Source organism: Azospira sp. I09 (assembly GCF_009177135.1).
Classification (GTDB): Bacteria; Pseudomonadota; Gammaproteobacteria; order Burkholderiales; family Rhodocyclaceae; genus Azospira; species Azospira oryzae.
The window spans coordinates 2,148,883-2,167,692 of record NZ_AP021844.1 but is presented as its reverse complement, the minus strand read 5'-3'; the positions used below and the strand labels follow the sequence as shown (position 1 = coordinate 2,167,692).

The following is an 18,810-nucleotide window of genomic DNA, read 5'->3' as shown; positions in this document are numbered from 1 at the left end:
CCGGAGTCCTCCCCATGAAAACCATTCCTTCCTTCGCGCTGCTGGCCGTCACGGCCATGGTCCTGGCCGCCTGCGGCAAGGAGGCGCCCAAGGCGCCCGAGCCCCGCCCGGCCCTGACCCAGGTGGTGGGCGCCGCCGGCCAGAGCGACATGCTGTGGGTGGGCGAGGTGCGGGCCCGCTACGAGACCGACCAGGGCTTCCGCATCGGCGGCAAGGTGGTGGAACGCAAGGTGGATATCGGCGCCGTGGTGAAGAAGGGCCAGATCCTGGCTCGCCTGGACCCGGTGGATGCGGGCCTCTCGGCGGCCGCCGCCAATGCCCAGACCAAGGCGGCAGAAGCCGACTTCCTGGTGGCCAAGGCGGAATACGAGCGGCAGAAGAAGCTGCTGGAAAAACAGTTCATCTCCCAGAGCGCCTTCGACAGCCGCGAGGCCCTGTTCAAGGCCGCCCAGGCCCGCCTCGACCAGGCCCGGGCCCAGGCCGCGGTGACGGGCAACCAGGCCGGCTACACCGACCTGGTGGCGGAAAAGGACGGGGTGGTGACCGACGTCAAGGTGGAACCGGGGCAGGTGGTCAGCGCCGGCCAGCCGGCCATCCGTCTGGCCCTGGCGGGCGACAAGGAGGTGGTGGTGGCGGTGCCGGAAGGTCGCATGAAGGGCATCGAGCCCGGCACCAGCGCCGTCATCCGCCTGTGGGCCAACCAGGACCAGTCCTACGCCGCCCGGGTGCGGGAAGTGGCGCCGGCAGCCGACGCCGCCACCCGCAGCTTCCAGGTCAAGGTCACCGTGCTGGAGCCGGATGCCGGCCTGCGCCTGGGCATGACCGCCGGCGTGCTCATCGGCAGCGCCGAGGCGCCCCTGCTGGTACCCACCGCGGCCCTGACCCGTCAGGACGGCAAGAACACGGTGTGGGTGGTCAATCCCCAGAGCGGCGAGGTGCAGCCCCGCAGCGTCACCACCGGGCCCTTCCGGGAGGACGGCGTGGTGGTGGAAAAGGGCCTGGCCCGGGGTGAGCGGGTGGTCATCGCCGGCGTGCACAAGCTGCAACCCGGCCAACTGGTGCGGGCCGTGGAGCCGAGCAACGTGCCCCTGCCCATGGTGGGCGGCGGCGGGGCTGGCCCCGTAGCCGCGACCCCCGCGGCGGCCAAGACGGCGGAGTCCGCCAAGTGAAGCGCTTCAATATTTCCGAGTGGGGCCTGCGGCATCCGGCCCTGGTGCTCTATTTCATGGTGGCCCTGACCCTGGTGGGTCTGCTGGCCTATTCCAAGCTGGGCCAGTCGGAAGATCCGCCCTTCACCTTCAAGGTCATGGTGGTGCGCACCGCCTGGCCCGGCGCCAGCGCCCAGGAGGTGGAGCGCCAGGTCACCGAGAAGATCGAGAAGACCCTGCAGTCCGTGCCCTACGCGGACATCATCCGCAGCTATTCGCGGCCCGGCGAATCCATGATCTTCTTCCAGGCCAAGGACGCGACCCCCGCCGCCGCGGTGCCGGACATCTGGTACCAGGTGCGCAAGAAGGTGGGCGACATGCGCTACACCCTGCCCAAGGGTATCGAGGGCCCCACCTTCAACGACGAGTTCGGCGACGTGTACGGCAATCTCTACGCCGTGGTCGGCGACGGTTTCGGCTATACGGAACTGAAGCGCCAGGCCGAGGCCATCCGGGCCGAACTGCTGCGGGTGAAGGACGTGGCCAAGGTGGATTTCTTCGGCGAGCAGAAGGAGCGGGTCTATATCGAACTCTCCAACGCCAAGCTGGCCACCCTGGGCATCGACGGCGCCGCCGTGGTGGCCGCCCTGCAGAACCAGAATGCGGTGCTGGCAGCCGGCAGCTTCGATACCCCCAGCGAGCACATCCGCATCGACGTCAGCGGCCGTTACGACGACCTGACGGCCCTGCGGGAAACCCGTCTACGGGCCAACGGCCGCGAGGTGCGCCTGGGCGACATCGCCAGCATCGGCCGCGGCTATGAGGACCCGCCCACCCAGAAGATCCGCTACATGGGCAAGGAGGCGGTGCTGATCGGCGTCTCCATGGCCAAGGGGGGGGACATCATCCGCCTCGGCAGCGGCCTCGACGGCGCCGTGGCCTCCATCCAGGAGCGCCTGCCGGTGGGCCTGGAACTGCATACGGTGTCTTCCCAGCCCCAGGCAGTGCAGCGCTCGGTCAATGAGTTCGTGCGCTCCCTGATCGAGGCGGTGATCATCGTCCTCGGCGTCAGCCTGCTTTCCCTCGGCCTGCGCACTGGCATCGTGGTGGCCATCACCATTCCGGTGGTGCTGGCTATCACCTTCCTCTTCATGCAGATATTCGGCGTCGGCCTGCACAAGATTTCCCTCGGCGCCCTGATCCTGGCCCTGGGCCTGCTGGTGGACGACGCCATCATCGCCGTGGAAATGATGGCGACCAAGATGGAACAGGGCTGGGCCCGGGCCAAGGCGGCCTCCTTCGCCTGCGAATCTACCGCCATGCCCATGCTTTCCGGCACCCTGGTGACGGCCGCGGGCTTCCTGCCCATCGCCACCGCCGCTTCCGCCACCGGCGAGTACACCCGTTCCATCTTCCAGGTGACGGTGATCGCCCTGCTCATTTCCTGGGTGGCGGCGGTGCTGTTCGTGCCCTATCTGGGCTACAAGCTGCTGCCGGATTTCGCCCACCACCGGGTGGCCCATCAGGAGCCGGGACGCCTCAGCCGCTGGCTGATGCGCCGCCTGCCCTGGCTAGAACGCTGGCTGCACAAGGAGCCCCACACCCACAGCGAGCACGACATCTACGCCACGCCCTTCTATCGCCGCTTCCGCGCTCTGGTGGATGCCTGCGTGCGGCGCCGCTGGCTGGTGATCGGCATCACCGTGGGGGCTTTCGTCGCCTCCATCGTCGGTTTCGGCCTGGTGCAGCAGCAGTTCTTCCCCGATTCCACCCGGCCCGAACTGATCGTGGACCTGCGCCTGGCCGAGGGCGCCTCCTGGGATGCCGCCGACGCCGAGGCCAAGCGCCTGGAGTCCTGGCTGGCCGAGCAGCCCGGCATCGACAATGTGGTGGCCTACGTCGGCACCGGCAGCCCCCGCTTCTATCTGCCCCTGGATCAGCAGATGCCGCAGAAGAACTTCGCCCAGTTCGTCATCCTGACCCAGGGGTCGCCGGAACGGGAGGCCCTGCGCAGCAAGCTGATCGATCTCTTCGAGCATGACTTCCCCAGCCTGCGGGCGGCCATCAACCGTCTGGAGAACGGCCCGCCGGTGGGCTTCCCGGTGCAGTTCCGCATCGCCGGGCCCGATCTCAACGTGCTGCGTGGCTACGCCCACGAGGTGGCCCAGGTGATGCGGGCCAATCCCAGCCTGGCCAATGTGCACCTGGACTGGGAGGAGCCGGCCAAGGTGGTCCGCCTCACCGTGGACCAGTCCAAGGCCCGTCTGCTGGGCGTCACCTCCAGCGACATCGCCAACCTGATCAACACCGCCCTCAAGGGGCAGAGCGTCACCGAGTTCCGCGACGGCGCCGAGCTGGTGGATGTGCATCTGCGCGGTACCGAAATGGAGCGGCGGCGTCTCTCCCTGCTGCCGGACCTGATGCTGCCGACCCGGGCCGGCAAGGCCGTGCCCCTGTCGCAAGTGGCGACCCTGGAATACGGCTTCGAGGAAGGCATCGTCTGGCGCCGCAACCGGGTGCCCACCATCACCGTGCGCGGCAACATCTACGGCCACATGCAGGGGCCGGTGGTGTCGGCCCAGGTGGAGAAATCCCTGCAGTCCATCAAGGCTTCCCTGCCCCTGGGCTACACCCTGGAAGTGGGCGGTGCCGTGGAAGAGTCGGCCAAGGGCGGTGCTTCCGTTGCCGCCGGCGTGCCCCTCTTCTTCCTGGTGGTGCTGACGGTACTGATGCTGCAGCTGCAGAGCTTCTCCAAGGTGGCCATGGTGCTGCTGACCGCACCCCTGGGCCTGGTCGGGGTGACCGTGTTCCTGCTGCTGTTCAACAAGCCCTTCGGCTTTGTCGCCATGCTCGGGACCATCGCCCTCTCCGGCATGATCATGCGCAACTCGGTGATCCTGGTGGACCAGATCGACCAGGACGAGAAGGCGGGCAAGCCCCGCTGGGAGGCCATCGTCGATTCCACGGTGCGGCGTCTGCGGCCCATCGTGCTGACGGCGGCGGCAGCCATCCTGGCCATGATTCCTCTGACCCGCAGCGCCTTTTTCGGCCCCATGGCCGTGGCCATCATGGGCGGCCTGACCGTGGCGACCCTGCTTACCCTGATTTTCCTGCCGGCCCTGTACGCCGCCTGGCACAAGGTCAAGCCTGCCGCACCGGCGGAGTCTCTGCAGACGGTGGACGAAACCCTGGCCGGCAGTCGCCAGGGGCCTCAGTTATAATCGCCTTTTTCCGCCAACCACATATTAGTAAGTGCTAATATAACAACCGCAGACGGGGACTCGTGATGGAACAAGTGCAAAACATGGAACAAGCCCGCTTCAACATGATCGAGCAGCAGATCCGGCCTTGGAACGTGCTGGACCAGGATGTGCTGGACCTGCTGTCCGAGGTCCGGCGCGAGGAGTTCGTCCCTGCCGCCCATCAGGCCCTGGCCTTCGCCGACCTGGAGATTCCCCTGGGTGAAGGCGCCGCCATGCTGGCCCCCAAGATGGAAGCCCGGCTGCTGCAGGAACTGGCCGTGCAACCCAAGGACAAGGTCCTGGAAGTCGGTACCGGCTCCGGTTACATGGCCGCCCTGTTGGCCGCCAAGGCCGACCAGGTGACCAGCGTCGAAATCAGCCCGGCCATCGCCAAGGCCGCCAAGGCCAACCTGGCCAAGGCCGGTATCAGCAACGTCGCTGTCGAAGTGGGTGATGGCGTGCGCGGCTGGGCCGTCGGTGCCCCCTACGACGTCATCGTCGTTTCCGGTTCCCTGCCGGTGGTGCCCGAAGAACTGCTGCAACAGCTCAAGGTTGGCGGCCGCATGGCCGTATTTGTCGGTGCAGCCCCTGTGATGGAAGCCCAGATGATCACCCGTACCGGCGAGACCACTTTCGCCAGCCTCAACCTTTTCGAAACCGTGGTGGCGCCCCTGCAGAACGCGCCGGCCAAGGAGCGTTTCCGTTTCTGATTGCCCCTGATGAACCAGCTTTCCGTTTCCTCCCTCGCCGACTGGCTGGCCGATCCGGCCCGGCCCAAACCCTTCCTGCTGGACGTGCGCCAGCCGGAGGAGCTTGCTATCTGTGCCCTGCCGGACGTGGTGGCCATGCCCATGGCCACGGTGCCGGTGCGGGCAGACGAGTTGCCCCGGGACGAGGAAATCGTGGTGATCTGCCACCATGGCGGACGCAGCATGCAGGTGGCGATGTTCCTCGAGAACCGCGGTTTTAGCGCCATCCACAACCTGTCCGGCGGCATGCACGCCTGGGCCCAGGTGGTGGACCCGTCCATGCCGACCTACTGAAGGCTGTCCATGAAACTGAAAGCTGTTTCCCTGCTGCTGTCCTCCCTGTTCATCGCCGCCGCGGCCCAGGGGGCCGACCTGCTGCAGATCTACAAGGAGGCCCTGGACAACGACGCCCAGTTCACCGCCGCCAAGCACACCCTGGAAGCCGGCCGCGAAAAGCTGCCCCAGGGCCGGGCCGGCCTGCTGCCGACCCTGGGTGTGTCCGTGAACACCATGTGGAACGACGTGGAGTACCAGCGCCGGGTGTCGGGTGCGGCCGTCGCCACGGGCCAGTACAACAGCCACGGCTACAGCGTTAGCCTCAGCCAGCCCCTGTTCCGCTGGCAGAACTGGATGCAGTACGACCAGGCCAAGCTGCAGGTGGCCCAGGCCGAGGCCCAGTTCCTCCAGGCCCGCCAGGACCTGATCCTGCGCGTCGCCCAGGCCTATTTCGATGTGCTGTACGCCCAGGAGAACCTGCGCTCCCTGCAGGCCCAGAAGTCAGCCATTGCCCAGCAGCTGGAACTGGCGAAGAAGAGCTTCGAGGTGGGCACCGCCACCATCACCGACACCCACGAAGCCCAGTCCCGCTACGACCTGTCCACCGCCCAGGAAATTGCCGCCGAAAGCGATCTGGAAATCAAGCGCCGCAACCTGCAGGCCATCATCGGCCGGGAGGCGGGCGAGCTGGCCACCCTGCGTACCGACACCACCCTGGAGCCGCCCAAGCCCGCCAACATGAATGACTGGGTGGCTTCCGCCGAGAAGGACGCCCTGGCGGTGCAGATCCAGGAAGCCCAGCTGGAAATCACGGACAAGGAAGTGAGCAAGCAGCGCGCCGGTCATTTCCCCACCCTGGACCTGGTGGCCACCCGCAGCAATGCGGTGCAGACCAATGGTGTGCAGACCAACCCCCTCTTCCCGGGGGTTGGCTACGAGCAGGATTCCACCGCCATCGGCCTGCAGTTGAACATTCCCCTGTTCCAGGGCGGCGCCGTGCTCTCCAAGCAGCGTGAGGCCGAAGCCAGCCGCGAGGCGACCCGTTCGACCCTGGAGTATTCCCGCCGTCAGGCGGCCCTGGGGGCACGTCAGTACTATCTGGGTGTGGTCAATGGCCTGGCCCAGGTACGGGCTCTGGAAGCGGCCCTGGTCTCCTCCAAGTCGGCCCTGGATTCGAACAAGCTGGGTTACGAGGTGGGGGTGCGCATCAACATCGACGTGCTGAACGCCGAGCAACAGGTCTATTCGACCCAGCGCGACCTGGCCAAGGCCCGTTTCGATACCCTGGTGAACCAGCTGCGCCTCAAGGGCGTGGTCGGCAGCCTCACCGACGAGGACCTGCAGCGGGTTAACGGCCTGCTGGCGCGATAAGGGAACGGATCAGGTCCATGGTCCTGGCGGTGGCCCCGCCATGGGCCGCCGCGAAGGCTGACGCCGCATCGGACATGATGCGGCGTTTTTCTTTGTCCCGCAGCAGGGCCTGGGCCGTGCTGGCCAGGGATTGGCCGGCCTCGAGACGCAGGGCGGCACCGGCGGCGACGGCATCCTCCGCCGCCTGGGCGAAGTTGAAGGTGTGGGGCCCGAGCAGCAGGGGGCAGCCGCAGGCCGCCCCTTCGATCAGGTTCTGGCCGCCGAAGGGCAGCAGGCTGCCCCCCATCACGGCCAGATCGGCACAACTGAAGTAGGCCGCCATTTCCCCCATGCTGTCCCCCAGCCAGACCCGGGTCTCCGGTGTCGGCAGGCCCTGGCTGCGCCTCACCAGACCGAGTCCTCTGGCCCGGACCAGCTCCTCGACCTGGTTGAAGCGCTGGGGGTGGCGCGGCACCAGCAGGAGCAGCAGGTCGGGAATGTCCATGGCCGCGCAGGCGTCCAGGATCAAGGCCTCCTCGCCCTCCCGGGTGCTGGCTGCCAGCCAGACGGTGCGGCCGGCCAGCTGGCGGCGCCAGTCCTGTCCCTGTTGCCGCAATGCCGGGGCGATCTGCACGTCGAACTTGAGATTGCCGCAGACGCTGACCTGCTTGGCGCCGAGGCCTTGCAAGCGGGCTGCATCGTCCGGGGTCTGGGCAGCGATGCCGTCGAGACCGGCCAGGGCCGGGGCGAACAGGCCGGGCCAGCGGCTGTAGCCGCGGGCCGAACGGGCCGAGAGGCGGGCATTGACCAGCAGCATGGGGACGCCATGGTGCCGGGCCTGGTGCAGCAGGTTGGGCCACAGCTCGGTTTCCATGAGCAGGCCCAGGCTGGGGCGGTAGCGCTCCAGGAAGCGGCTGACGGCGCCGGGATAGTCGTAGGGCAGGTAGCGGTAATGGAGGCGCGGGGCGTGGTCCTGGCCCAGGGCGGCGAACACCTGGGTGGCGGTGTCGCGGCCCGTGGGCGTCATGCCGGTGAGCAGGATCGAGTGCTGCGGATACTGGGCCAGTAGTTCGGCCAGCAGGGGCTGGGCGGCCCGGGTCTCGCCGACGGAGACGGCATGGACCCAGATCACCGGCCCCGGGATGGCCGCGCCGCTAAGGCCGAAGCGTTCACCCCAGTGGCGGCGATACTCCGGCTGCTGCCGGCTGCGTCGCAGCAGGCGCAACAGCACCAGGGGCGTGGCCAGGCGCAGCAGCAGGGTGTACAGGAGGCGGGAAACCATGGCGCGTCAGCCGGCCAGGGCCCGCTCGACGGCATCGAGGATGGTGGCGAGACTGGGTGGCGCACCCTTCTGGCCGTAGCTTTCGCAGAAGGCGTCGCCGAAGACGGCCGCTTGCACGCTGTCCGAATCGCAGAAGATGCCGACCGTGGGGCGTCCCAGGGCGGCGGCGAAGTGGGTGAAGCCCGTGTCCAGGCCCACCACCACCCGGGCCCCGGCCAGGAAGCGGCCGGCCGTGCCCAGGTCCATCAGGGGCGGGATGAAGGAACCGGGCAGCCGGGACGCGAGGCGCTCGCTGCGCTGGCGCTCTTCCGCACTGCCCCAGGGCAGGGCGGCGACGATGCCTTCCCGGGCCAGGCGCTGGCCCAGGGCGACCCAGTGCTCCTCGGCCCACAGCTTGGGCGGGCGGCTGGCGGCGTGCATCAGCACGGCGTAAGGCTGGCGGGGCAGCCAGTCGGCCACCAGGGGCTCGGCCTGGATGCCATAGCGCGGCGGCGTATCCAGGTCATAGCCAAGGGCGCCGGCAGCCACGGCGCGGCAGCGGTCCACCACATGGCGCGACCATTTGATGGGCAGGCACAGGTCGTAGAAGCGGGCGGCGAAAGGCTCCTTGATGCTGCGGGCGTCGCCGCCGACGATGCGTCCGCCGGGAGCGAGCCGGGCCAGCTTGTCCACCGCGGCGCTCTTCAGCAGACCCTGGCTGTCGAGGACGAAATCGTAGGCCTGGGCCTGCAGGGCACGGCGGAATTCCCCCATTTCCTGCCAGGCGTGGCGCTGGCCCAACTGCTTGCGCCAGCGGCGCCAGGCGATGGGAATGACGCGGCGCACGCCGGGGTGCAGGGAGGGAATGGGAACGTAGGCTTCTTCGGCCACCCAGTCGATGCGGGCCTCGGGGAAGCGGGCCAGGATGTCGGTGACGGCCGGGCAGTTGTGGACCAGATCCCCCATGGAGGAGGTCTTTACCATAAGAATTTGGGGCATCGGGGCGGCGGTGGTGGTTTTTGACTTGGGGCCGGGGCCGGGGGGATTTAGAATCCCTGCTGGCCTCCATTATAGCTTGCGCATGTCTTCTGCCCCTCCTCCCGCCGCGACGGCGCCCCTCAGTGCGGTGCTGATCACCCTGAATGCCGCCCATTCGCTCCCGTCCTGTCTGCAGAGCCTGGCGTTCGCCGACGAAATCGTCGTGGTGGATTCGGGCAGCAGCGACGGCACCGTGGCCCTGGCCGAGCACTACGGCGCCCGGGTTATCCATCAAGAGTGGCTGGGCTTCGGTCGCCAGAAGCAGTTTGCCGTCAGCCAGGCGCGCCACGACTGGGTTTTTTGCATCGATGCCGACGAACAGGTGACGCCGGCCCTGGCGGCAGCCATTGGCGCCGCCCTGCAGGGGCCCCGGCATCACGCCTATCGGGTTGCCCGCTGCAACCGTTTCATGGGGCGCTACCTGCGCCACGGCGAGGGCTATCCGGACTGGAACCTGCGCCTCTTCCACCGCGGCCATGCCCGCTGGTCCGACGACGCGGTGCACGAGCACGTGCTGACCGGGGAAAGCGTGGGCGATCTGGCGGGGGATCTGCTGCACGACTCGGCCGAAACCCTGGATAGCTACCTGGCCAAACAGAACCGCTACACAACCCTGGCGGCCGAGGCCGCCCATCGCGCCGGCAAGCGGGCCGGCAGCGGCCGTCTGCTGCTGTCGCCCCTGTTCCGCTTCATCAAGTTCTACCTGGTGCGGCGGGGCTTCCTGGACGGCCTGCCGGGCCTGGTGCATACCCTGATCGGCTGCACGAACAGCTTTGCCAAGTATGCGAAAATGATCGACCTGCAGCGGCGCTCCGGGCGCTGAGCTTTCTTCTGGAATTCCCATGTAAATCCTGGTTACCGGCGCCGCCGGCTTCATCGGCATGCACACCGCCCAGCGCCTCATCGAGCGGGGCGACGAAGTGGTGGGCGTGGACAGCCTGAACGACTACTACGAGGTATCCCTCAAGGAAGCACGCCTGGCACGCCTGGCCGCCTATCCGAATTTCCGCTTCGTCCGCCTCGACATCGCCGACAGCCAGGGCATGCAGGAGCTTTTTGCCGCCGAGGGCTTCCAGCGGGTGGTGTATCTGGCCGCCCAGGCCGGTGTGCGCTATTCCCTGGCCAATCCCCACGCCTACGCACAGTCCAACCTGGTGGGTTTCGTGAACGTCCTGGAGGGATGTCGGCACGCCCAGGTGGAGCATCTGGTCTATGCCAGCAGTTCCAGCGTCTATGGCGGCAACAGGAAGATGCCCTTCTCCGAGCACGATGCCGTGGATCACCCGGTGAGCCTTTATGCCGCCACCAAGAAGTCCAACGAACTGATGGCCCACACCTACAGCCACCTGTTCGGTCTGCCCACCACCGGGCTGCGCTTCTTCACCGTCTACGGCCCCTGGGGGCGCCCCGACATGGCCCTGTTCCTGTTCACCCGGGCCATTCTCGAGGGGAGACCCATCGACGTTTTCAACCACGGCAAGATGCAGCGGGATTTCACCTATATCGACGATATCGTCGAAGGGGTGGTGCGCGTCCTCGACCAACCGGCCCGGGCCAGCGAGTCCTTCGACGGGCTTGCGCCCGATTCGGCCTGCAGCAATGTGCCCTACTGCTTGTTCAATATCGGCAACGACCAGCCGGTGGATCTCCTGGCCTTCATCGAGGCCCTGGAAGGTGCCTTGGGTCAGGTCGCCAACAAGCGCCTCCTGCCGCTGCAGGATGGTGATGTGCCGGCAACCTGGGCCGATACGGCCCTGCTGGGCCAGGCCGTCGGCTTCGCCCCCAAGACCTCGGTGCAGGACGGGGTTGGCCAGTTTGTCCGCTGGTACCGGGATTACTACCGGTAAGTCGGTCCCGGTGTCGGCCCGTTCCCGTCTGGGCCAGGGCCGTAGCCCCTTCCGTCGTCCCGACGCTGTGCAGAGCGTCGCGGTGCAGTAAAATGGCGGCATATCTCAAGACAATGATCCGATGCCTGACTCCCACCAGGGCGATTCCGCCCAGAAGGCCCTTCTGGGCCTCATTCTCCGACGTTTTGTTGCTTTCGCCTATGATTTGGCCGTCCTGGTCGTCTGTTGGCTGGCTGCATACTGGCTGCGTTTCAACCTCTCCCTGCCGGACGATTACCTGTGGATAGGTCTGTTTTCCCTGCTCCTTCTCGTGCCGGTCTATGTCCCCTTGTTTTGGCTCAGTGGCCTGTACCGAGGTATCTGGCGTTACGCCAGTCTCATGGACTTGCGTCGGATCATCGTGTCTGTCAGTTTGGGGGGGCTGATCACGGCGGTGGCGGTGTTCATGACCGGCATGCCGGGGGTGCCCCGTTCAGTTCTGGTGCTGCATCCGATCCTGTTGATTCTGGCGATGGGGGGTGGCCGTTTCCTCTACCGTGCCTGGAAGGACCGCTGTCTCTACGGCCACCTCGCCCTGTCTGGTGAGTCGGTGCTGATTCTTGGAGCCGAGGAAGCTGGAGAACGTCTGATTCGTGAGTTGCAACGGTCCCACCAATGGCGGGTGGCTGGCCTGCTGGACAACGATCCGGCCAAGCATGGGCGGGAAGTGCATGGGGTGAAAATCCGGGGTGATATCGCCAGCATGGTGCATTGGGCCAAGGAGTTGGAAGTTGGCCACGTCATCGTTGCCATGCCCAGCGTCAGCGCCGCCGTGCGCCGCGGGGCCATGGAGCAGGCCGTGCAGGCCGGGCTCAAGGTGCTGACCGTGCCGGCCCTCGACGACCTGCTGTCGGGCCGGGTGTCCCTGTCCCAGATCCGCCAGGTGGAACTGGAGGATATCCTGGGGCGGGAGCCGGTGCAGCTGGACGATGCCGGCCTCAGTCGCCTCATCGCCGAGCGCACGATCCTGGTGACGGGGGCGGGCGGCTCCATCGGTTCCGAACTGGCCCGGCAGATTGCCCGTTTTGCGCCGCGCCAGCTGGTGTTGTTCGAAGTGTCCGAATTCGCCCTGTACCAGATCGAGCAGGAATTCCGTCGTACTTTCCCTGGCCTCGATGTGGTCTGCGTCGTTGGCGACGTCAAGGACGAAGCGCGGCTGCAGCAGGTCTTCGCCGCCTACCGGCCGGCTCTGGTGTTCCATGCCGCCGCCTACAAGCACGTGCCCCTGATGGAGAGCGCCAATGCCTGGGAGGCGGTGCGCAACAACGTCCTCGGCACCTGGCGGGTGGCCATGGCGGCGCGCCAGGCGGGGGTGGAGAAGATGGTCCTGATTTCCACCGACAAGGCGGTCAATCCCACCAACGTCATGGGCACCACCAAGCGCATGGCGGAGCGGGTGGTGCAGTCCCTGGAGCAGGCCGGCGGCGGTACCCAGTTCATCGTGGTGCGCTTCGGCAACGTCCTGGGCAGCAACGGCTCGGTCATTCCCACCTTCCGCGAACAGATTGCCCGGGGCGGCCCCGTCACTGTGACCCATCCGGACATCATCCGCTATTTCATGCTCATCCCGGAGGCAGCCCAGCTGGTGTTGCAGGCCGGTCTGATGGGCAACGGCGGCGAGATTTTCGTGCTGGACATGGGGGAGCCGGTGAAGATCGTCGATCTGGCCCGGGACCTGATCCGGCTGTCCGGTTTCACGGAGGAGGAAATTCCCATCGAGTTCACCGGGCTGCGTCCCGGCGAGAAACTCTATGAGGAACTGCTTGCCGACAATGAAATGACCCTGCCCACCCCCCACGCCAAGCTGCGGGTGGCCAAGGCCGAAAGCGCGCCGGAAGAGGCGTGGATCGGCGACCTGGCCCGCTGGCTGGAAACCCCGCCGGCGGACGTGGCCGGGATCAAGGCCGGGCTTGCCCGTTTCGTGCCGGAATACCGGCCCCAGTAACATGGCCACCTACGCCGTCGGCGACATCCAGGGCTGCTTCGCCTCCTTGCAGGCGCTCCTGGAGAAGTGCAGCTTTTCCCCCGAATTCGACCGCCTGTGGCTGGTGGGAGACCTGGTGAACCGGGGGCCCCGCTCCCTCGAGACCCTGCGCTTCGTCAAAGGCCTGGGCGACCGGGCCGTCACGGTGCTGGGCAATCACGACCTCTCCCTGCTCATGGCCGCGGAGGGTTTCGGCAAGCGCCATCGCAGCGACACCATCGATGACATCCTTGCCGCCCCGGATCGGGACGAACTGCTCCACTGGCTGCGGTACCAGCGCCTGATGCATGTGCAGGGCGACTACGCCATGGTGCATGCGGGGCTCCTGCCGGCGTGGTCCGTGGCCGAGGCCCGGGCCCTGGCGGGCGAGGTGGAGCAGGCCCTGCAGGCGGAGAATTACCGGGAGTTCCTGGCGAACATGTGGGGCAGCGAACCGGGAGCCTGGGACTCCAGCCTGACCGGTTGGCCCCGCTTGCGGGTGATCGTCAATGCCATGACCCGCATGCGCTTCTGCTCCCCGGCCGGGGAAATGGACTTCAAGGCCAAGGGCGAACTGAGCCAGGCGCCGGCCGGCTATCTGCCCTGGTTCGAGGTGCCGGGCCGGCGTAGCGCCGCGACGGTCCTGGTGACCGGCCACTGGTCGGCCCTGGGGCTGCGCCTGGAGCCCAATCTGCTGGCCCTGGACTCCGGCTGCCTGTGGGGCGGCAAGCTGTCCGCCCTGCGTCTGGAGGACCGGGCCCTGTTCCAGGTGGACTGCGCCGCCGACGAGGCTGTGCCCCTGTTCCAGGAATGAGTACTAAGGCGCCGTTGCCTGAGTAAGTGGCACGCTTATTTCGATATCTCGACGATCTATGTCCTTCGTGCCGCGACACCTGGCGCTGGCAGCAGACAGCGGTGACGTTGGGGCTGGCCTAGGCGGCGTGCTGCAGGGGCGCGACTGCCCCTGTCTCGTTGCTGCCCAGCATGAGGCGCGTGGCGATCTGCTGGCGGGCCTGCTGGGCCAGTTCCTTGCGCCCTCCCGCGGCCTCCACGGTGAGGGGCGGGCATGCCTCCACCCGGCCTTCCAGCCAGCCAGCCGCCAGGATGGATTGCAGGCATTGCCACAGGCTGGTCTCCCCCACGTAGGCGGCAGCGGTGCTGCGCCGGCCGTTGCGGTCATGGTAGGAGAGGGCCAGGGGAACGATGGGGCGTTCGGCCGCGATGGCCGGTTGCAGCAGGGCGCCGTGGAAGTGCAGCAGGCTGCCGCCGTCGGTGGTGGTGCCTTCCGGGAAGAGGGCCACCATGTGGCCCCGGCCCAGGATGGCGCCGATTTCCTCGTTGATGATCCGGGCATGGCCGCGGCTGCCGCGGCGCAGGAAAATGGTATCGGTGCGCGCTGAGAGCCAGCCGATGACGGGCCACTGCCGCACTTCGGCCTTGGAGACGAAGGCGGCCGGCTGGGCGGCGTTGATCAGATAGACGTCCAGCCAGGAGACATGATTGGCCACCAGCAGGCTGCCCGGGGGCAGACCCTGTAGCTGGGCCTGCAGGTGCACGCCGAGGATGTTGAGCAGCTTCTCCGACCAGGCCTGCTTCAGGCGCAGGCGCCGTTCCGTGCCGATCAGGGGATACCACAGGGCCACCACCAGGATGCCGTGCACCAGGTGCAGCATCAGGCGGGACAGGCGGAACCAGCGGATGGGGCGGGGCAGGGGATGGGCTTCAGCCCCGCAGCGGGGTGGCGATGTATCCAGTTTCAACGTCCCAGAAAGTGTTTGGCGTAGCGGGCGTCCACCTTGGACATGGGCAGCAGCACCGGCAGGTCGGCGGTGTTGAAGTCCGGGTCCCAGGCTGGTTCGCCGCAGATCCAGGCGCCGGCCCGCAGGTAGCCCTTGATCAGGGGCGGGGTCTCGGCCTTCACCTCGTTGCGCAGGGCCTCCAGGGGCAGGGGGCAGCGGGGGAAGACGCGGTACTCCAGGGGGCTCAGGTGGTCCTGCAGCTGATTATACAGAGCCGCCGCGGCGTGGCCGCCGTCGGCCATGCTGATGGAGGCGCAGCCCACCAGGTACTCGTGGCCGTTTTCCAGCATGTAGCGGGCCAGGCCGGACCACAGCAGGGTGATGGTGGCGCCGGTGCGGTAATCCGGATGGACGCAGGAGCGGCCCACTTCCACCAGGCGCGGGCGCAGGTGCTGCAGGCGGGTCAGGTCGAATTCGTTTTCGGTGTAGTAGCCGCCGATCTTGCGGGCCTTTTCCGGCGACAGGATGCGGTAGGTGCCGATGATCTCGCCGCTGTCCTCGTTGCGGCACACCAGGTGGTCGCAATAGGGGTCGTAGATGTCCTGATCCACGCCCGGCACCCGGCTGGGCAGCTTGGCGCCCATCTCCTGGCCGAAGACGCGGTAACGCAGTTTTTGGGCTTCGAGGATTTCCCGTTCGCTCTCGGCCAGGCCGACGGAAAGGTTGCGGGCGTAGATGCGGCGGCTTTGTTCCAGCGACGTCTGTTCGTTCTGCATGGTCTGTCCTCCTTGAGTCATGAGGACAGAATCTAGAGAGCGTCTGTTACGCCGAGGTTGCGCCGTGGTGAAGTTTGGATGAAGCGGGGCCGTGCCGGCATGGCGCCGGCACGGGGTCGGACTCAGTGGCTGACGCGGCTGCTGCCGTTGCCGGAGAGGATGCGGACCCGTTCGCCCGGGTGGAATTCCTCGTCGGCTTCCTGGACGATGGCCACCAGGTTGCCGTTGTCCAGCTTGACGGTGATTTCGACGCCGTCCTTCTTGCTGATCTTCTCTTCCAGGGCGCTGCCGGCCATGCCGCCGGCGACGGCGCCGAGGATGGCGCCGACGGTGCTGCCGCGGCCGCTACCGACGTTGCTGCCGGCCATGCCGCCGATGGCGGCACCGGCGACGGTGCCCACCGGGGTGTTGCCGCCTTCGATGGTGACCTTGCGCACGGATTCGACGACGCCCTGGCGCACGGTCATTTCCTGACGGGTGCTGCTGCGGCCGTAGGAACTGCCGGACTGGCTGTTGGCACAGCCGGCCAGGCTGCCGAGCAGCAGCAGGCCGGCCAGGCCGGCGATGGCGAGGGAGGGGATACGGGTCATGCTTTCTCCTTGCCGGCGGGGCTTACCACAGGCGGCTGCCGAAGGCCTGGTGGTATTGCTCGCCGATTTCTTCACGGGTGAAGGTGTGGTTCTGGGGGCCGGAACGGGCGATCTTGATGGCGCCGACGAGGGCGGCGAGGCGGCCGATCTGGTCCCAGTCCATGCCGTTGGCGATACCGTAGAGCAGACCGGCGCGGTAGGCGTCGCCGCAGCCCGTGGGATCGACCACCTCTTCTGCCTTAACGCAGGGAATATCCAGGCGTTGACCGCCGACGTAGATATGGGAGCCTTCGCCGCCCCGGGTCACTACCAGGGCCTTGACCAGCTTGGCCAGCTCTTCCAAGGACTTGCCGGTGCGGTCGGTGAGCAGCTTGGCCTCGTAGTCGTTGAAGGTGGCGTATTCGGCCTGGGCCAGGAAATCCAGCAGTTCGTGGCCGGAGAACATGGGCATGCCCTGGCCCGGATCGAAGATGAAGGGGATGCCGGCTTCGGCGAACTGCTTGGCATGGCCGATCATGCCGTCGCGGCCGTCCGGGGCGACGATGCCCAGGCCGATGTCCTTGGCTTCGCCCACGCTGTTGAGGTGGGAGAAGGTCATGGCACCGGGGTGGAAGGCGGTGATCTGGTTGTCGTCCAGGTCGGTGGTGATGAAGGCCTGGGCGGTGTAGCTGTTGGCCACGGGGCGCACGTGCTCCCGGGACAGGCCCAGGTCGTCGAGGCGCTTCAGGTAGGGGGCGGCATCTTCGCCGACGGTGGCCATGATGACCGGCTCGCCGCCCAGCAGCTTGAGGCTGTAGGCGATGTTGCCGGCGCAGCCGCCGAATTCGCGGCGCAGTTCGGGCACCAGGAAGGCCACGTTCAGGATATGGATCTGTTCCGGCAGGATGTGGTTCTTGAAGCGGTCCGGAAAGACCATGATGTTGTCGTAGGCGATGGAACCGCAGATGAGTGCGCGCATGGGAATCGTCGGGAAAATGGATTAAGCCCGCAATTATACCCGGGCCGCCGCCCGGCGGCCCGGCCCTAGTCCGGCGCCATGACGATGGCGGTGGCGGCCTGGTAGCGGCGCTCGTGGCTGCGCACGGCCTGGCCGAGGGCGGCGGCGAAGGCGTCGTGGATGTGCTCCCAGTCGTTGCCCACCACGCTCATGCGGGCGTGGTTACGCAGCACCCGGAGGGTATTGGGTTCGGCCGCCTCCCGGGCGGCGGTGACGAAGGCGGTCGCGTCGCCGGCCGGGGCCAGCAGGCCGTTGCGGCCGGGCACGATCAGTTCCGAGGCCGCCGCGTAGTCGTAGGCCACCACCGGCAGGCCGGAGGCCAGGGCCTCCTGGGTGACGTTGCCGAAGGTCTCGGTGAGGCTGGGGAAGAGGAACAGGTCGCCGGAGGCGTAGTGGCTGGCCAGGTCGGACCCGCTGCGCATGCCGGCGAAGACGTGCTGCGGATGGCGGGCCTGCAGCCCCGCCCGCACCGGGCCGTCGCCGACGAAGACCAGGCGCGCCTCCGGCTGGCGGGCCTGGATGGCGGCGAAGGCCTCCAGCACCAGATTGAGGTTTTTCTCCGGCGCCATGCGGCCCACGGACAGCACCACCAGGCTGTTGTCGGTGGCGCCCCAGGAGCGGCGCAGTTCGGCGGAGCGGCGCTCCGGGTGGAACAGGGCGGTATCCACGCCCCGGGCCACCACCTGCAGGTTGTCGTAGCCGTTGTCGCCCAGCTCCCGGGCCAGCTGCCCGGTGGGGACAAAGGTGGCGTCGGTCTTGTTGTGGAAGCGGCGCAGGTAGGCGGCGATGGGGCGCTTCAGCCAGCCCATGCCGTAGTGGTGGCTGTAGGCGTGGAAGTTGGTGTGGAAGTCGGAGGTGACGGGCAGGCGCAGCTTGCGCGCGGCGGCGATGGCCGAACTGCCCAGGGGGCCTTCGGTCACCACATGCACCACATCTGGCCGCTGCAGGGACCACAGGCGGGTGAGGGCGCGCTTGGCGGGCAGGCCCAGCTTGAGGCCGGCATAGCTGGGGATGGGCACGCCGGCGGCCAGCACCTCCTCCAGGGCGTGGCCGCTGGCCGGGCGCTCCTGGGCGTGCTGGCGGGGCCGCACCAGCTGGATGCGGTGGCCGCGGCGGATCAGTCCGTCCACCATGCGGCTCAGGGTCATGGCCACGCCATTGACTTCCGGCGGGTAGGTTTCCGTCACCACGGCGATGCGCAGCTGGGGCTGGCTGGGCGCGTAGTCGTGGACGCAGAGCGGGGGCAGGTCGTCTTCGTGCATGGAGCCCATGCTGGCGACCAATGGTGACTTTTGTGTGACCGTTCGATGAAGTTTCGCTGACGTTGGCGGCAGGCGGCCATGCCTAGTCCAGCAGCACGAGGCTCCACACGGCGGCCACGTTGGCCAGGGAAATGAGCACGGCGGCGCTGCCGATGTCCTTGGCCCGCTTGGCGAGGCGGTGGTTTTCCAGGGAGATGCGGTCCACCGTGGCTTCCACCGCCGAGTTGAGCAGTTCCACCACCAGCACCAGCAGCACGCTGCCGATCATCAGGGCCTTGCCGATGCCGCTGCCGGGAAGCAGCACCGCCACGGGAATGAGCAGCACGGCCAGCCACACCTCCTGGCGGAAGGCATCCTCATGGCGGTAGGCGGCACGCAGGCCGTCGATGGAGTAGTGCAGGGCGTTCCACAGGCGGGTGAGGCCGGTCTTGCCCTTGAACGGGCTTTCGTTTTGGGAGTCGTGGCTCATGGGGTCGGGGCGCGGGGATGAAAAAAAGCCCTTCCGCCAGGAAGGGCCGAACATTCCGAACGCC

General features: G+C 67.4%; 17 protein-coding genes. 9 read left to right on the top strand and 8 right to left on the bottom strand.

Annotation, left to right across the window (positions count from 1 at the left end; translation table 11 throughout):
• Window positions 1-14: 14 nt before the first annotated feature.
• The 5 genes from AZSP09_RS10120 to AZSP09_RS10100 all read left to right on the top strand — a co-directional run bounded on the left by AZSP09_RS10120 (window position 15) and on the right by AZSP09_RS10100 (window position 6,786).
• Window positions 15-1,169 carry an efflux RND transporter periplasmic adaptor subunit gene (locus AZSP09_RS10120; RefSeq protein WP_152089946.1) on the top strand — a complete coding sequence of 385 codons (1,155 nt, stop codon included), beginning with the start codon at window positions 15-17 and terminating at the stop codon, window positions 1,167-1,169.
• Entirely contained in the window at window positions 1,166-4,369 is a 3,204-nt protein-coding gene (locus AZSP09_RS10115; protein ID WP_152089945.1) for an efflux RND transporter permease subunit, read from the top strand. The genes AZSP09_RS10120 and AZSP09_RS10115 overlap by 4 nt, the downstream gene beginning before the upstream one ends.
• Before the next feature lie 65 nt (window positions 4,370-4,434).
• Entirely contained in the window at window positions 4,435-5,100 is a 666-nt protein-coding gene (locus tag AZSP09_RS10110) for a protein-L-isoaspartate O-methyltransferase family protein (RefSeq protein WP_152089944.1), read from the top strand.
• Between the two features lie 9 nt (window positions 5,101-5,109).
• Window positions 5,110-5,433, top strand: a complete 324-nt coding sequence (locus tag AZSP09_RS10105; RefSeq protein ID WP_152089943.1) for a rhodanese-like domain-containing protein — start codon at window positions 5,110-5,112, stop codon at window positions 5,431-5,433.
• A gap of 9 nt (window positions 5,434-5,442) precedes the next feature.
• Window positions 5,443-6,786: a TolC family outer membrane protein gene (locus tag AZSP09_RS10100; protein ID WP_014235520.1), complete on the top strand. Its 1,344-nt coding sequence runs from the start codon at window positions 5,443-5,445 to the stop codon at window positions 6,784-6,786.
• Here AZSP09_RS10100 and waaA read toward each other — a convergent pair.
• Window positions 6,764-8,047, bottom strand: a complete 1,284-nt coding sequence (gene waaA, locus AZSP09_RS10095) for a lipid IV(A) 3-deoxy-D-manno-octulosonic acid transferase (protein WP_152089942.1) — start codon at window positions 8,045-8,047, stop codon at window positions 6,764-6,766. The two genes, AZSP09_RS10100 and waaA, sit on opposite strands and share 23 nt — an antisense overlap.
• A gap of 6 nt (window positions 8,048-8,053) precedes the next feature.
• Window positions 8,054-9,010 (bottom strand): lipopolysaccharide heptosyltransferase I, encoded by a 957-nt coding sequence (waaC, locus tag AZSP09_RS10090; protein ID WP_269473814.1) that lies wholly within the window; start codon window positions 9,008-9,010, stop codon window positions 8,054-8,056.
• 97 nt (window positions 9,011-9,107) lie between these two features.
• On the opposite strand from waaC, the gene AZSP09_RS10085 reads away from it, so the two are divergent.
• From AZSP09_RS10085 to AZSP09_RS10070, 4 genes are all read left to right on the top strand, one after another.
• On the top strand, window positions 9,108-9,887 hold the full coding sequence (locus AZSP09_RS10085; RefSeq protein WP_152089940.1) for a glycosyltransferase family 2 protein: 780 nt from the start codon (window positions 9,108-9,110) through the stop codon (window positions 9,885-9,887).
• 25 nt (window positions 9,888-9,912) lie between these two features.
• A complete protein-coding gene (locus tag AZSP09_RS10080; RefSeq protein ID WP_269473832.1) occupies window positions 9,913-10,911 on the top strand; it encodes an NAD-dependent epimerase in 999 nt (332 codons plus the stop codon).
• Between the two features lie 121 nt (window positions 10,912-11,032).
• On the top strand, window positions 11,033-12,895 hold the full coding sequence (locus tag AZSP09_RS10075) for a nucleoside-diphosphate sugar epimerase/dehydratase (protein ID WP_152089939.1): 1,863 nt from the start codon (window positions 11,033-11,035) through the stop codon (window positions 12,893-12,895).
• Between the two features lies 1 nt (window position 12,896).
• Window positions 12,897-13,727 (top strand): symmetrical bis(5'-nucleosyl)-tetraphosphatase, encoded by an 831-nt coding sequence (locus AZSP09_RS10070; protein WP_152089938.1) that lies wholly within the window; start codon window positions 12,897-12,899, stop codon window positions 13,725-13,727.
• Between the two features lie 118 nt (window positions 13,728-13,845).
• On the opposite strand, the gene AZSP09_RS20595 is transcribed toward AZSP09_RS10070, so the two are convergent.
• From AZSP09_RS20595 to AZSP09_RS10040, 6 genes are all read right to left on the bottom strand, one after another.
• Complete coding sequence (locus AZSP09_RS20595) at window positions 13,846-14,673, bottom strand: lysophospholipid acyltransferase family protein (RefSeq protein ID WP_152089937.1); 828 nt, start codon at window positions 14,671-14,673, stop codon at window positions 13,846-13,848.
• On the bottom strand, window positions 14,670-15,428 hold the full coding sequence (locus AZSP09_RS10060) for a GNAT family N-acetyltransferase (RefSeq protein WP_014235511.1): 759 nt from the start codon (window positions 15,426-15,428) through the stop codon (window positions 14,670-14,672). The genes AZSP09_RS20595 and AZSP09_RS10060 overlap by 4 nt, the downstream gene beginning before the upstream one ends.
• Window positions 15,429-15,550: 122 nt before the next feature.
• A complete protein-coding gene (locus AZSP09_RS10055) occupies window positions 15,551-16,018 on the bottom strand; it encodes a glycine zipper 2TM domain-containing protein (RefSeq protein ID WP_014235510.1) in 468 nt (155 codons plus the stop codon).
• Between the two features lie 22 nt (window positions 16,019-16,040).
• Window positions 16,041-16,976 (bottom strand): carbohydrate kinase family protein, encoded by a 936-nt coding sequence (locus tag AZSP09_RS10050; RefSeq protein WP_014235509.1) that lies wholly within the window; start codon window positions 16,974-16,976, stop codon window positions 16,041-16,043.
• Between the two features lie 65 nt (window positions 16,977-17,041).
• Window positions 17,042-18,277 (bottom strand): glycosyltransferase family 4 protein, encoded by a 1,236-nt coding sequence (locus AZSP09_RS10045; protein ID WP_232058780.1) that lies wholly within the window; start codon window positions 18,275-18,277, stop codon window positions 17,042-17,044.
• Window positions 18,278-18,359: 82 nt separating this feature from the next.
• Complete coding sequence (locus AZSP09_RS10040) at window positions 18,360-18,746, bottom strand: diacylglycerol kinase (protein ID WP_014235507.1); 387 nt, start codon at window positions 18,744-18,746, stop codon at window positions 18,360-18,362.
• Window positions 18,747-18,810: the final 64 nt, after the last annotated feature.

What these genes read in the sequence shown, in the direction of transcription:
- AZSP09_RS10120 (WP_152089946.1), top strand. Translation starts at nt 15, where the DNA reads ATGAAAACCATTCCTTCCTTCGCGCTGCTGGCCGTCACGGCCATGGTC.
- AZSP09_RS10110 (WP_152089944.1), top strand. Translation starts at nt 4,435, where the DNA reads ATGGAACAAGTGCAAAACATGGAACAAGCCCGCTTCAACATGATCGAG.
- AZSP09_RS10105 (WP_152089943.1), top strand. Translation starts at nt 5,110, where the DNA reads ATGAACCAGCTTTCCGTTTCCTCCCTCGCCGACTGGCTGGCCGATCCG.
- AZSP09_RS10100 (WP_014235520.1), top strand. Translation starts at nt 5,443, where the DNA reads ATGAAACTGAAAGCTGTTTCCCTGCTGCTGTCCTCCCTGTTCATCGCC.
- waaA (WP_152089942.1), bottom strand. Translation starts at nt 8,047, where the DNA reads ATGGTTTCCCGCCTCCTGTACACCCTGCTGCTGCGCCTGGCCACGCCC.
- waaC (WP_269473814.1), bottom strand. Translation starts at nt 9,010, where the DNA reads ATGGTAAAGACCTCCTCCATGGGGGATCTGGTCCACAACTGCCCGGCC.
- AZSP09_RS10085 (WP_152089940.1), top strand. Translation starts at nt 9,108, where the DNA reads ATGTCTTCTGCCCCTCCTCCCGCCGCGACGGCGCCCCTCAGTGCGGTG.
- AZSP09_RS10075 (WP_152089939.1), top strand. Translation starts at nt 11,033, where the DNA reads ATGCCTGACTCCCACCAGGGCGATTCCGCCCAGAAGGCCCTTCTGGGC.
- AZSP09_RS10070 (WP_152089938.1), top strand. Translation starts at nt 12,897, where the DNA reads ATGGCCACCTACGCCGTCGGCGACATCCAGGGCTGCTTCGCCTCCTTG.
- AZSP09_RS10060 (WP_014235511.1), bottom strand. Translation starts at nt 15,428, where the DNA reads ATGCAGAACGAACAGACGTCGCTGGAACAAAGCCGCCGCATCTACGCC.
- AZSP09_RS10055 (WP_014235510.1), bottom strand. Translation starts at nt 16,018, where the DNA reads ATGACCCGTATCCCCTCCCTCGCCATCGCCGGCCTGGCCGGCCTGCTG.
- AZSP09_RS10050 (WP_014235509.1), bottom strand. Translation starts at nt 16,976, where the DNA reads ATGCGCGCACTCATCTGCGGTTCCATCGCCTACGACAACATCATGGTC.
- AZSP09_RS10045 (WP_232058780.1), bottom strand. Translation starts at nt 18,277, where the DNA reads ATGCACGAAGACGACCTGCCCCCGCTCTGCGTCCACGACTACGCGCCC.
- AZSP09_RS10040 (WP_014235507.1), bottom strand. Translation starts at nt 18,746, where the DNA reads ATGAGCCACGACTCCCAAAACGAAAGCCCGTTCAAGGGCAAGACCGGC.